The sequence below is a fragment of the Mesorhizobium sp. genome (genome assembly GCF_004962245.1).
In the GTDB taxonomy this organism is placed as follows: domain Bacteria; phylum Pseudomonadota; class Alphaproteobacteria; order Rhizobiales; family Rhizobiaceae; genus Mesorhizobium.
The window spans coordinates 52,138-64,552 of record NZ_SUHQ01000038.1 but is presented as its reverse complement, the minus strand read 5'-3'; the positions used below and the strand labels follow the sequence as shown (position 1 = coordinate 64,552).

General features: G+C 60.4%; 7 protein-coding genes and 6 pseudogenes. 8 read left to right on the top strand and 5 right to left on the bottom strand.

Features of this window, described 5'->3' with window-relative positions:
- Window positions 1-143 precede the first annotated feature (143 nt).
- Window positions 144-1,639: pseudogene (gene istA / locus E5X88_RS29735) on the bottom strand (IS21 family transposase); the annotation flags it as partial.
- Between the two features lie 115 nt (window positions 1,640-1,754).
- Between istA and E5X88_RS29730 the strand changes: the two are divergent.
- Complete coding sequence (locus tag E5X88_RS29730; RefSeq protein ID WP_127239673.1) at window positions 1,755-2,519, top strand: hypothetical protein; 765 nt, start codon at window positions 1,755-1,757, stop codon at window positions 2,517-2,519.
- 341 nt (window positions 2,520-2,860) lie between these two features.
- Here E5X88_RS29730 and E5X88_RS29725 read toward each other — a convergent pair whose 3' ends face one another.
- The 4 genes and pseudogenes from E5X88_RS29725 to E5X88_RS29710 form a co-directional block, all read right to left on the bottom strand.
- On the bottom strand, window positions 2,861-4,177 hold the full coding sequence (locus tag E5X88_RS29725; protein WP_127239672.1) for a type II toxin-antitoxin system HipA family toxin: 1,317 nt from the start codon (window positions 4,175-4,177) through the stop codon (window positions 2,861-2,863).
- Window positions 4,167-4,505 carry a helix-turn-helix transcriptional regulator gene (locus E5X88_RS29720; protein WP_029354813.1) on the bottom strand — a complete coding sequence of 113 codons (339 nt, stop codon included), beginning with the start codon at window positions 4,503-4,505 and terminating at the stop codon, window positions 4,167-4,169. Before E5X88_RS29720 ends, E5X88_RS29725 begins: the two co-directional genes overlap by 11 nt.
- 1,306 nt (window positions 4,506-5,811) lie before the next feature.
- A pseudogene (locus E5X88_RS33765) lies at window positions 5,812-6,279 on the bottom strand (omptin family outer membrane protease).
- On the bottom strand, window positions 6,243-6,773 hold the full coding sequence (locus tag E5X88_RS29710; RefSeq protein ID WP_245460617.1) for a hypothetical protein: 531 nt from the start codon (window positions 6,771-6,773) through the stop codon (window positions 6,243-6,245). The pseudogene E5X88_RS33765 and the gene E5X88_RS29710 overlap by 37 nt, the downstream one beginning before the upstream one ends.
- Window positions 6,774-7,040: 267 nt before the next feature.
- Between E5X88_RS29710 and E5X88_RS29705 the strand changes: the two are divergent.
- The 7 genes and pseudogenes from E5X88_RS29705 to E5X88_RS29680 all read left to right on the top strand — a co-directional run.
- Window positions 7,041-7,184, top strand: a pseudogene (locus tag E5X88_RS29705) (CorA family divalent cation transporter); the annotation flags it as partial.
- Between the two features lie 23 nt (window positions 7,185-7,207).
- Window positions 7,208-8,251: pseudogene (locus E5X88_RS29700) on the top strand (IS256 family transposase); the annotation flags it as partial.
- A gap of 60 nt (window positions 8,252-8,311) precedes the next feature.
- Window positions 8,312-8,643 (top strand): annotated as a pseudogene (locus tag E5X88_RS29695) (insulinase family protein); the annotation flags it as partial.
- An 82-nt stretch (window positions 8,644-8,725) separates the two neighbouring features.
- On the top strand, window positions 8,726-9,520 hold the full coding sequence (locus tag E5X88_RS29690) for a pitrilysin family protein (protein ID WP_329608241.1): 795 nt from the start codon (window positions 8,726-8,728) through the stop codon (window positions 9,518-9,520).
- Window positions 9,521-9,787: 267 nt separating this feature from the next.
- Window positions 9,788-11,626, top strand: coding sequence for a type II toxin-antitoxin system HipA family toxin (locus E5X88_RS29685; protein WP_127241052.1), 1,839 nt, complete (start codon window positions 9,788-9,790; stop codon window positions 11,624-11,626).
- A 201-nt stretch (window positions 11,627-11,827) separates the two neighbouring features.
- Window positions 11,828-11,884, top strand: a pseudogene (locus E5X88_RS33760) (hypothetical protein); the annotation flags it as partial.
- Window positions 11,885-11,903: 19 nt separating this feature from the next.
- Window positions 11,904-12,401, top strand: coding sequence for a helix-turn-helix domain-containing protein (locus E5X88_RS29680; RefSeq protein WP_245316494.1), 498 nt, complete (start codon window positions 11,904-11,906; stop codon window positions 12,399-12,401).
- The last annotated feature ends 14 nt before the right edge of the window (window positions 12,402-12,415 follow it).

The window sequence follows — 12,415 nt, the reverse complement described above, 5'->3', positions numbered from 1 at the left end:
CGGCCTGCAAGAGATCACCGACAATCCTGGGCGGCTCGTGCCGTCGCTTGATGGCAACGCGCCCATGATCTCGTCATAGGCGCTGCGCAATCCCGTAGAGCTTCAGCGCTCCCATCAGTTCCAGTACCTCGGTGCGTTCCATGGCTGTTTGTCCTCCTGAGACTGTCATAGCGGGCCCAGTCGGCGACCGCTCGTGAGCTAGCTTCAGCGCCTGGGGAATGGAAAGGATCGTGCCCGGCGCCGGATCGCGGCTGCGGGCCAGGATGTTGAGGATCACCGGCGCCGACGATGCGCCGTGCTCGATGGCTTCCTGACAGGCGGCCTCGACCGCGCTCAATCCGTCGGTCAGGACGCAGGTGAGGATCGACACCATCTGCCGGTCGCCGTCATCGGCCGCCCCTAGCTTGCGGCGCACCTTCTCCATGGCTGATGGCAGAACCCATTCCCGGAAAGGCGCGCCGTTGCGCAGGCCGTCCGGTTTGCGGGCCAGCACCGGCACGTAGTGCCAGGGATCGTAGACGACCTCGTTGCGGCCGAAAGAGCGTGCGTGCTCGCCGACGACCGCGCCATCCTGGCGGATGACGATGCGGTCGGCATAAGCATGGATCTCGACCGGCCGACCGTCGGCGCTCGACAGCACCGAGTATTTGTTGTTGTCGAAGCGCACCGTGCAGGTCTTCGACACCGACGCGGGAATGCAATGGTAGCCGTCGAAGCGACCGGCATAGGGAATGAAGCTGGCGCGTTCTTCTTTGAATACGTCCCAGATCGTGCGCTCACCCTGTTCGGGATGCCGACGCGCCTTGGCATTAGGCAACGCATTTGTCGGCCAGCCAGCCGTTGAGATCCTCCAACGTCTTGAAGCGCAGCCTCGGTGTGAAGAAGCGCTCGCGCACCAGCCCGACCTGGTTCTCGACTTGCCCCTTCTCCCAGCCGGCCGCCGGTGTGCAGGCCTCCGGCTCGACAAGGTAATACCCGCACATCTGCGCAAAGCGGCGGTTGTAGCGGCGATCCCTGCCGATGAAGATCGCGTCCACCGCCGTCTTCATGTTGTCGTAGATGCCGCGCGTGCAGGCGCCACGGAAGAAGGCGAACGCCCGGTCATGCGCGTCGAACACCATCTCCTGCGTCTCGCGCGGATAGGCCCTCACGAAGAACATGCGGCTGTGAGAGCCGCATGTGCGCGACCTTCACTGTCACCGTCACGCCGTCGAGCAGGACGATCTCGTGACTCCAGTCGAACTGGTAGGCCTCGCCAGGTGCAAAACTCAACGGAATGTAGGCCTCGGCCACGGCGCTGCCGCGATCCGCCGCCCAGCTCTGAGCATGCCGCCACCCCGAACTGTAGCTGCCGTCATAGCCGAGGCCGCGAAGCTCCTCGAAAATACGGATCAGCGTCAGCCGCTCCCGCTGCGGCTTGGCCGCATTCGCCGACAGCAGCCGGTCCAGCGTGTCACGCCAAGCTCCCATGCGGGAATAGGGCTGGTGCTTGCGCTCGTAGCGGAACTCCGTCTCCTCAGAACGCAGGACCTTGCGCACCACCTTGCGCGAGATCTTCAGCTCACGGCAGATCGCTTTGATCGACTTCCCCTGGACCAGCGACAGCCGACATCTTTGCAATCGTCTCCAAAACCAACATCCAAAACACAAATGCCTCCGATCAAACCGGAGGCATCTTGATGACCCCATCGTTAAGGGGCCCCGTTTGGACGAAAATCACCCCTTAAACAGGGTCCTCATTCCACGAAAAATCAATGCACTACCTTCCAAAGCTGAGAGAGATCGCCACCGACCGCTTTGAAGGGGCTTTCGGCGGTCTCGTCAGCGAGGTTGTGGACATGAAGAAACATCAATCCACCGCATTGGGCCGAAGCATGCCACGGGCTCATGCCGCGGAGAGCGGGAAGATATTCTTGAAAGAAGCGGTCTCCGACATCAATACCGACAGGATCGGCAGCTTTCTCACGTCACTTGAGGTCGAGCGTGGCAGTTGCGACCCGCAATGCAAGGCTGGCGGCGATGCATACCTTTGCGCGGTCCCTGATCTCGGAGCACCCCGAATATATGGATACGCTGCAACTGGTGGTGACACTTCCCTTCAAGAGGGCGCGCGGGTGGCACCTGTCGAATATCTCGAAGGGCCCGGAAATCAAGAGCGTCCTGGCGCGTATCGACCGCCGCACGCCTTCTGGACAGCGGGATTACGCGCTGTTCTCGCTGATGTTCAATACGGATGCACGAGTTCAGGAAATCCTGAAACTTCGAATTTTGACCTTCGTCTGGTATCGCCCTGTCCCGCCGAGCAAAGGGGCTTTCTCAACGACCGCGGCACACCGCTGACCCGGTTCGGTGTTCGATACTTGCTGCGCAAACATTTTGATATGGCTGCGGGGGAAGGAACCACCCTGGCGGAAAAAAGCATCCATCACCGCTCTTTGCGGCACACGACGGCCATCCACCTTGTCAAGGCGGGTGTTGACATCGCCACCATCAGTCAATGGCTAGCCACTCGGGGCTGAACGTAACGTGCGCTACGCCCGGGCCGGTATCGATATGAAGCGGCAAGCGCTCGAACAAGTCTTTCCCGACGTGATGTCATCGGCAAAAGATCAGACAATCATCGCTATGATGGCGGGATGTTACGCTGGCTGCAGCGCTTGTAGACGCTCAGTTATGTGGAGTTGTATCGTGGGAAGTCGCGCGTCTGTGGGCTCTTGCGGTGTCAGCTCCACATCTCTCCGCAGTGCACGTTGTCGCTGTCGAAGAGCCGTCTGTTCATGACTTCGTGCTGGCACGGCAAGGATTGTCCATATTGTGGGCGTCTTGCGCTTGCCGAGCTTGTCCGAAGTCCAGCGCCGGATCAGGCGTGAACACTGTTGCGTAGTTCGTCAGCCAGAGCGCGGAGAACGTCGGCGCTCCCTTCCAGCGCCGTAAAAGCGTAGGGATTGAGGAACTGTCGGCCCCAGAACAGATTGCGATCTGTGCCGGATAGCGTAGCTTCCTCGCTGACACGCGGCCAATTCTTCGCAATGCATCGGAGCTGGCCTTCAACAATCGCAAGAGCTTCCGGCGCGCTGAGCAGGAAGTGATGCGCGGCTTCAAGGCAGGACGCGATCCGGCTCATGCGGTTATTGCCGCTGATGAGCATGGCCTGGCTGGCCTCCTGGCCACTGCGGGCCTGCGGACAAATATCGTAAGCAGGCGTGAGGGTGAGCTTAGCCCCGTCCCAGAATGCCGCATGGTTGCGGGCATGATCGTCGGTGTTGCCGCAAAGTATGTTGAAGACAATGCGGCTGAACAACTCGCGCAGAGTTTCCGACGGCGCGGTGAATCGGTGGCGAATGATCTCCGCCAAATCCTGGTAGCTGGCGTAACGCGCCATCATCTCATCGAGCGCGAGCATCGTCAGCGCTGAGACCATGGATTTGCGTTGCCAGCCGCCCGTGACCTTGATCCGGTCGAATCGCTCGATGAGCAACACGTCCTTGCCTGCGGCGCGAACGAGCGAGACGGATGCCGCTCTGATGCCGCACAAGGCGGCAAGCCGCATGGCTATGAATTCTCCTTTGACGACGCTGTAAAGGTCGGCAGACGAGGAAAATTTCGCGACATGCTTGATGGCGTCGTCCTCGATCAGCGCCTTTGGCCTTGCGCCGCCGATCGAGCTGCCGTGATGCAGCGCCTGATCTAATTCGGGGGTGAGCGGAATACCTTTCTCTACCCGCTCCGCCGATTGGACAAGCTCTTCGAGAGTGGCATTGGCCAGTGCGCGCGGCTCGTAATTCGTGGGCGAAAACTGAAAATCGAGCGCGCCGATGCGGTCCGAGCCTGATTCCAGCAGGAACGTCAGTTCTGAAATATCGAGCCGCGCGATTTCATCGCCCTTCACACCGAATTTGCGGTTTAGGATAACCCGTCGTCCCCAGGCATCGGGGGCAGCATCGCGGATGCATCCCGGCATGGTTAGGCCAGGAAGCAAAGGCAATTCGCCTGCCTTCAGGGGCAGTTCCGGGAGATAAAGCGGGATCGCGCTGCCCAGTTCACGAAAGCTCCTGCCATAGTTGAAGCTGACGAGTCCGTCATGGGCATATAGCCGCCCGGCGACAACCGGCGCGGTCTCGCCCGGCAGCCAGACCCAGACATAGGCTTCGTCGTACTTGGGGACCTTAGAACTCATCGACGATCTGCTTGCCGGCCTTGTAGACGTGCTTCGGCAGCAGCGCGATGCGATCGTCCATGCGGCCTGTGAGGGCTGTGATGCCCTTGCCGTCCGCATCGAACAGCTTCACACCGACAATGGCAGCAGCTTCGAACATCAGTCCGATTTCAACTTTGGGATCGCCCTTCTCGATGCGCTGCAGGGTGCTGCGTGAAACACCGATTCTCTCGGCTAACTCCTGTGCGGTTAACCGGTGCTGCATCCGGCCCAGCCGGATGGTCTTACCGAAAAGGCCAAGCGCTTCCATTGCGTAGCGCGAATAGGTGCGTTTATGCGTTGCCGTCATTCGGGTCTCCGTGACCTATCCATGAGCCATATCACCTCGTTTCGACCTTTATATAGGTAATGTCGCAGAGCGACTGCCAAAGTCAAGCCTCCGTATCGTATGATCCAAATCCCCCTGATTCGACTTTATATGCAGCAAGAGTTCGCATCACGGCTACGTTCGGAAAGCGAGGTAGAATGCGACGGGAGACGCAAGCGTTACCCATCCGAACAAGGACGGCGAATATTGCCTACGGCTCCTGCACAACCGGCCAGCTCTGCGCGCCTCGGGCGAGGCGGAGATCTGGCGCTGGACCGCGGACAGCCTTGAGATGCCTCGCATGAGTCATTCGATGGGCGGTCCCTGGTGCCACTACGCCAAGCGCGATGAAGCGTTGCGGTCTTCGTCGCGCGCAACGGCGAAAGCGTGCAGGAGGATGGCTCGGGTCAGGGTGGACAAGCATCTGCGTAACAATTTGCTTTTCGAGGACGGGACGAGTCCAGGTTGGCCGCTGCTCAAGGCGCTGGCTCCGCAGCAGAGCCGAGTGAACTGGAGGGTCTGGTCCGGCGTCGAGGCACGGCGCAAGGCCTGCCGCGACGGGCGCGGATAGTGCTGCTGGCCAGCGAGAGGATGTAGAACAAGGAAATTGCCTTACGCCTTGGTGCAACGCCCAATACAGTGGGCACATTGCGTCGGCGCTTTGCCGAACAGCGGCTCGATAGCCTTTACGATGAACCGCGTCCCGGCGCGCCCGATGAGGAGATTGCCGAGACGATCCGGTTGACGCTGGGAGACGACGCCGCGGGACGCAACCCACTAGCCTGACTCTGCAATCTTGAGGAGCGCCAAGTTTATTCTGGCGTGCGGCGAGCTCAACGCCGAGCCGCTTGGCATCGATGCACGACACGACGTGATGCGGCGGTGTCGCACGGGTTCTCACGGTTTGTGGCTTCGGGATCGCGCGGAAGGCCACGCTTTTCTGGCGGCTCGCGCACCGGTGCCAGACGGCCGTCGGGACCTTAAAATCGACGGGATGACCGGCGGACAACACCTCCACCCCGGCCATACCAGGCCTGGCGGACCGCCCGGACAATCCTGAGATCCTGGCCGACGTCGGCGCCGCTTGGATAGCCGCGATTGAATGGATTGCGCGCAGAGGCATTGTGCGTCCTTAATGCACGCATGGTCTTACGGTGCTCAGCGTCAGAAATGACTGCGCTTAAAACGTCAGCTTGAAGCCGGCCGACAGGGTCAAGGCATAGAAGTCCATGCCAGCGCTATCCTTGTGGGCTCCTTGTTCGCCGGTCGCGATGCTGTAGGCCGTTTTCTAGCCTTTGTTGCGAAAATATTTGTCGACATTGCCGGCCAGGAAGACGCTGGCGCGGTCGGTCATCTGATAATCGATCTTGGCGCCGGCCGAGATGAACGGCACCGTGAAGAAGTCGTCCTCAAATCGCAGGCCGCGCCCCTCCTCGCGCAGCCAGTGATGGTCAACAGCGCTTGCATCAACGGTGAAGCCGCTGCGGAGCAGACCCGAGAGCGTCAAGTTCCCGAGCGTCGTGGTCGCTTTCGCGCCAAGGAACAGGCCGAAATAGCGCTGTTCGTAATCGATGACCGGTTCGCCGTCCGGGAACTTGCCGCGATCCTCGCGAAAGCCGAAGCCGTCCCCACTCTATATGTACGAACCGCCATAGGCCTTCCACTTCATGTTGGTGTATTTGAAGCCGCCATGAAGGTTGATAACCGTGGCATCGTTGATCACGAAGTCTGGGCCTGCTGCCATGTCAAGGTTGATGTAGCGGTCAAGGCGGGTGTCGGGGTGGATTGACTGATCCGACCAATCCTGTCCGGCAATACGCCGTTGGCTGAGATGGTCCAGTTCTTCCAGACCTCGGCCTTTAGCCCGGTGGTCAGAACCGGCGCGCCGGTTTCCCAGATCAATTTGCTGATACGATTGCCCACTTCGACGTAGAAAAGCTCGTTGCCCTTTAGCCAGGTGTAGCCAACGCCACCAAGAAACACGACGCTCTTGTCGGGCGCTGAATAGGTGGTCGAATGCGCCGCCATGGCGATGGTCGACGATGTGCAGAACGTGCCGAAAGCAAGAATTGCAAATGCTGATGTGCAGCGATTCATGGGGCCTCCTCGGGACATCCGTTGGTGATCTTTCGTTGAACGACGGCGGCTCACAGCGCCCGTTTGCAGGCGTTGTTTGTCGCGGCGACCATTGCTGGGCATTGGTGCAAAGACGTTGAACTCCGATGCGATGTCCGGGACGGCTTTGGTCATTGCCCTTTGTCTGGTGCGCTGCATAGAACGGCTTGGTCCGCCCACTACCGCGTTGCCGGACCATATAAGAGATTTGGCCCGACGCGAGAGGCGGCACTCGTGGCCAGAGAACGGGATCGCACCGGCCGCCACGCTGTCAAAATGCCGAAGTTGGTGATCCGGCACGACGCTTAGCTTCTTCCCGCTCTTTGGCGATGAAGCGTTCCAGCGTGTGAATCTTGAGCACACCTGAAATCACTTCGTCGCCGAGAACCAACGCCGGCGTGACCGCTGGTTGCCTCGATCTACGGCATGAACTTCGATGCCATGCCCGAGCTAAAATGGCTTCTGGGCTATCCTTTTGCGCTGGGTCTGATGGTGCTCTCCGCCGTGGTTCCGTATCTCTTTTTCAAGCGGCGCGGTTGGCTGTGAAAGGAAATAGGCTGGTTCGGGGCCGCCACGGCAGCCGGACGCGCACGCTGACGGGGACCTTCGGCACCACTGAGATCACGGTTACGCGGGCGCGCCTCGATGTCGACGAGGACAAGACGGTGGAATGGAGGAGCAAGGCTCTGCGCGCCTATCAGCGGCGCACGAAGGCCGCCGACGCACTGATCGCGTCGAGCTACCTGGCGGGCACGAACACGCGACGCGTCCGTCGTGCGCTTGCCGCCTTGTTCGGCGGCGCGATCGGCAAGGACGTCGTCAGCCGCACCTGGCGCAAGGTGAAGACGGACTGGGACGCCTGGAAGGGTCGCTCGCTGGCCGACGAGCCCGATCGTGCGCCTGATCCTCGACGGGACGGTGGTTCGTGTCAGGCTCGACCGCAAGGCGACCTCGATCCCGCTGCTCGTTGTCATCGGCGTGCGCGCGGACGGCCACAAGATCCTGCTCGCGGTCAAGAACATGGGCGGCGAGACGACCGAGGCCTGGCGGGCGATCCTCGACGATCTCGTCGCACGCGGCCTCCGCCGCCCTGAGTTCCTCATCGTCGACGGCGCACCCGGCTTGGACGGGGCGATCGCTGGGCTGTGGGACGGGGTGCCGGTTCAAAGATGCACGGTTCACAAGCACCGCAACCTGCTCGCCCACGCTCCCGAGCGCCTGCACGAGGAGATCAGCGCCGATTACACCGACATGATCTACGCGGCCACGCCGGAGGAGATCGAGAGCCGCCGCAAGGCGTTCCTGCGCAAATGGCGGCTCAAGTGCCGGGCGGTGGCCGACAGCCTGGAGGAGGCCGGTGAGCGCCTCTTCGCCTTCACGCGCCTGCCGCCGAGCCAGTGGAAAAGCGCACCAGAACTACAAACGCGATTGAGCGTCTGCATGAAGAGTTCAAGCGGCGCATCAAGACCCAGACCGTGCTGCCTTCGGCCGAAACCGCGGCAATGTTGTTCTGGGCGTTGATTGCGTCCGGCGAAATCTCGATGCGAAAAATCGACGGATGGCACACGCTCCCCGCCAAGCCACTCGATCAGCAGATTGACCTCGCCGCATGAACCGATAACCTCAATTTACCGGAGGCTGCTCCGCCAAATTCCAACACGATCCGCTACGGCACCGACTCCAGAGCCTTCTATGACAAATATTACACGCCCAGCAACGCCGTCCTGGTGGTGGCCGGCGATGTCGAGCCGGAAACGGTCAAGGCGCTGGCCGATAAGACGTAGGGAACCGTGCCGACGGCTCCTGGTCTAACCCGCATCCGCCCAGTCGAGCCGGAGCAAAACGCCAAGCGCACGGTGACGCTGACCGGCGTGCGCATTTCGGTGCCGCGCTTTTCCACGCAATGGATGGTGCCGTCCTATCATACGGCCGCACCCGGCGAGGCCGAGGCGCTCGACTGCTGGCCGACATCCTCGGCGGCGGGACCCGCAGCCGGCTATACCAGCAGTTTTCGACCGCATACGCGCCCAGCTTCTCTCCGAAATCATTGCCGATGAGCGCGAACCTCACGCGATCCCCGAGCTGGCCTGGCGGCGCGGACTCTACGGCACGCATCCGTATTCGAGACCGCCCAAGGGAGCCTGACCAGCGTAACGCCCGCCGATCTAAGCGCCTTCCACAAAGCCGCTTTCGCCCGCGACGGGCTGCATGTGGCGGTCGTAGGCGACATAGATGCCAAAGCCCTGAGAGCAAGGCTCGACCAGCTGTTCGGCGATTTGCCTCAGAAACAGGCGCTCGCCCCCGTACCTGATGTCACCCCGAAGCGGCGAGCGGACGCAGGTCGCAACGCCCTCCCCCAGACTTCGCTCCAGCTGGCTTTTCCCGCCATGGGACGCAACGACCCGGAATTCTACGCGGGACAGCTGATGAACGATATAGTCGGAGGCTCACGATTTACCTCACGTCTGTTCCAGGAAGTGCGCGAAAAGCGCGGCCTTGCCTACGGTGTCTCGTCCAGCTTGGAAGACTACCAGCCCAACATGCTTGTCGTGACGACGTCGACGCGCGCCGACAGGGCGGCCGAGACGCTCGACCTGATAAGACAACTAATCAAGGAGCTGGTGGACACAGGCCCAACAGCGGCCGAACTCGAAGCGAGCAAGAAGTATCTGATCGGCGCCTATGCTATCGACAATCTGGGTTCCTCCAGGCCGATTTCCGCCACGCTTGTCGGGTTGCAGCTCGACAAACTCGGCATAGACTACATCCAGCGCCGCCCGGCCCTCATCGAGCAGGTGATCCTCGAGCAGGCAGGGCGGCGGCGAAGAAGCTGCTTTCGGCCGAGCCCGCGATTATGGGCGTTGGCCCGTGACAGCGAATAATCCCACGCTCTACAATAGCTGAAGGACTCGCCGACCTACGTGTGGCTGATCCGACTATGGTATGGCAGAATGAACGCCTTGAGTTCTGCCTGCTCGCCTTCGCAGACCAGGTTCTCTCCCGTGGTTCGATTCCCGACCCGAAGAACGCCGTCGTTCCGAGAAAGTATTCTAACTTTTGCGTGTACCAAATACGGGAAAGTTAGAAAGTCTTGAATATGAAGCCGATTATGCTAGCTTTCCCGTATATCAGATACGGGAAAGTTAAAAATGGCCCTTCACCTCGTTGGGGAAAACATCGATAAAACCCGCAGCCACTATCAGGCTGAAACGGGCAAGCTCGTCCAGCTAATGCGCGGCATCTATGTCGATGCCGGGGAGGATATCGAGGCCACGATACTCAAGCACGCCGTCCGCATCGCCAAATACCTGTATCCCAACGCTTACCTCTCGGCGGCGAGCGCTGTGCTTCTCGGCCCGACCCGGGATGGCCGCCTGTTCCTGAGCGGGCGACGAATACAGCGCAGGCGCTTGCGCTTGCTGGAAATCATTCAGAACGCAGCTCCCGACCACCCATCAGTCGCTCAAGCGATTGTCGATGATGGAATGGGAGAAATCCGGATCGACGTCTCCTCGATGCGCCAGCGCTTCCTCGAAGCTTTCCGCCTGCGCAGCGAACACGCGGCATCCATCGACGAGACGATGCGCGAGGCAATCGCGAACCGCCTCATAGAACAATACGGCAGCGCCCAGGGCGCTGCCGACGCGACATGGGCGCTTGCCCGCGCGAACCAGTGGTATCGCGAGGGCGAGCACGCCGAGCGCTTTTTCCTCCGCCCTCCACTGACCACAGAACCGGCACGCAACGGAGCCGCGCTCGATCTGATCGTGGCGTGGCACGGCGCTCCGCTCGGAAATCTCACACATGATGGTTTTGAGTGGCGCTGGAATGCAGACGATCAGGGCCCGCCACTTGTTCGCCAGACCACGCCGGGCAAGCTCCCTCCTTTCATTCTGTCGCTGCTGCCTGAAGGCTGGCTTGAGTCAGTGTTGAACGACCGCGACGAGCGCGCGACGCTACGCTCGGGCAAACGCTACATGTCCAACATCACCATCGTCGAGCGTGCGAGCGATCTCTCCGCCCTGCCGCCCGACATCCTGTTAACCCGGCTCAATGGCTTCACTAGAAACACTGTCTTCACTGGCCAGTATGCAGGGCCGGGTCGCGGCGACCTGGAGCAGAGTTTCGAACGCAATCTCGCACAGATATTCGAGCGTACTGATACGCCTCGCCTTTCGGGTGTTCAGATCAAAGCGCCTATGTTCCTCAGTGCGGATGGCACCCTCTCTCCCAGTATCGGCCGGCCTTTTACCCACATTCTCAAACCTGCGGGTACGGGCGGATTTGAGGCCCTGCCAGTTATCGAATGGCAGTCGCTCGCTTTGGGCAGCGCGGCCGGTTTCAAGACGCCCGCGACAGCGCTCGTCCCGATGCCTGACGGGATGCCTCCGGCGCTACTCGTGGAGCGGTTCGATATCAGAACGAGCCTCGAGGACAAACACCTGCTCGCGCTTGAGGACTTCTGCTCGGTACTTGGCGTGCCCACCGAAGCAAAATACGACGGCACGATGGAGCGCATCGCGCGGGCACTAAGGCCGCTATCGACCTCTCCCGAAGAAGACGTCCTGCTTGTCCTGAAGCGATCCTTATTCGCCTGGCTGATCGCCGATGGCGACATGCACCTGAAGAACATGGCACTGCTGGAAATCGCAGAGCCCGGCAGCACGCAATTCAGCTCAGTTCGCATGGCTCCGCTCTACGACGCGGTCACGACTCGCGTGTTTCCACGCCTCGAAAAAGACCGGATGGCCCTCAAGCTGAACGGCAAGGACGATCGTCTGCGGCGCGCCGACTTCAAGGCTTTCGCGAGCACGGCTGGCCTCAAGGCAGCCGATGCGGATACCAGCATCGACGATCTTGTTGCAGCCCTCTCACGCGCGCTCAACCACCTCGAATTGCCGCCGCCTCTATCAGACGGCTCTCAAGGCGCGAAGATGGCGGAGCAAATGCGCGCGATTGTCCACGAACGCATCGAAGGGTTTGCATAGATGATCGATCTAACTGATACGCCGGTTTCCATGGACCGCACTTCCCAGCCGTGATGGGCGAGACCGCCCCGACAAAGCTTGGCAAGGGCTCGAAAGTTCAGGCTAATGATAGATGCTCAGTGGAGGGCCTATTTTCTAGCGCCGGCGACGTAACCGCTCGATCGTCTGCACAATCCCTTCGGGCGTCGGCTGGCGCAGTCGATGCGGTCGAGATCTCTGCTCGTCGTGGCAATGTTCACGGTGGTCTTTTTGGAGATCCATCCATTCCAGGACGGCAATGGAAGGCTATCGCGTTCTGACGACGCTTCTGCTGATGCGCAGTGGCTATGCTTATGTGCCTTACTCTTCGCTCGAAAGCGTGATCGAGAACAGCAAGGAGGGCTACTATCTGGCGCTTCGGCAAACTCAAAAAACGATCCGCAGTCCGAGGCCTAATTGGCAGCCCTGGGCTGTTTATTTCCTGCGCGCTCTTCAGCAGCAAAAGCAGCGGCTTGAGAAGAAAATCGAGCGCGAGCGTCTCGTGCTCGGTACGCTTCCGGAACTCTCCCTTCAAATAGTTGAAGCCATCAAGGAGCGCGGGCGAATGACCATTGGCGAGATCGTCAACCTGACCGGTGCAAACCGGAACACCGTCAAAAAACATGTGGCAACCCTGGTCGAAATAAACCATCTAGCCCCAACATGGAACCGGCAAGGGAACGTGGTTTGGCAGACGTTAACACAGACTACTTTATGTGATTCAACCCACGAAACGCACCACGTCCATTTACTTTGAACACAATATGATAA

Excerpts from the sequence above, each read along its gene's own strand:
- E5X88_RS29730 (WP_127239673.1), top strand. The coding sequence starts at position 1,755 with ATGCACTACCTTCCAAAGCTGAGAGAGATCGCCACCGACCGCTTTGAA.
- E5X88_RS29710 (WP_245460617.1), bottom strand. The coding sequence starts at position 6,773 with ATGACCAAAGCCGTCCCGGACATCGCATCGGAGTTCAACGTCTTTGCA.
- E5X88_RS29725 (WP_127239672.1), bottom strand. The coding sequence starts at position 4,177 with ATGAGTTCTAAGGTCCCCAAGTACGACGAAGCCTATGTCTGGGTCTGG.
- E5X88_RS29680 (WP_245316494.1), top strand. The coding sequence starts at position 11,904 with ATGGAAGGCTATCGCGTTCTGACGACGCTTCTGCTGATGCGCAGTGGC.
- E5X88_RS29720 (WP_029354813.1), bottom strand. The coding sequence starts at position 4,505 with ATGACGGCAACGCATAAACGCACCTATTCGCGCTACGCAATGGAAGCG.
- E5X88_RS29685 (WP_127241052.1), top strand. The coding sequence starts at position 9,788 with ATGGCCCTTCACCTCGTTGGGGAAAACATCGATAAAACCCGCAGCCAC.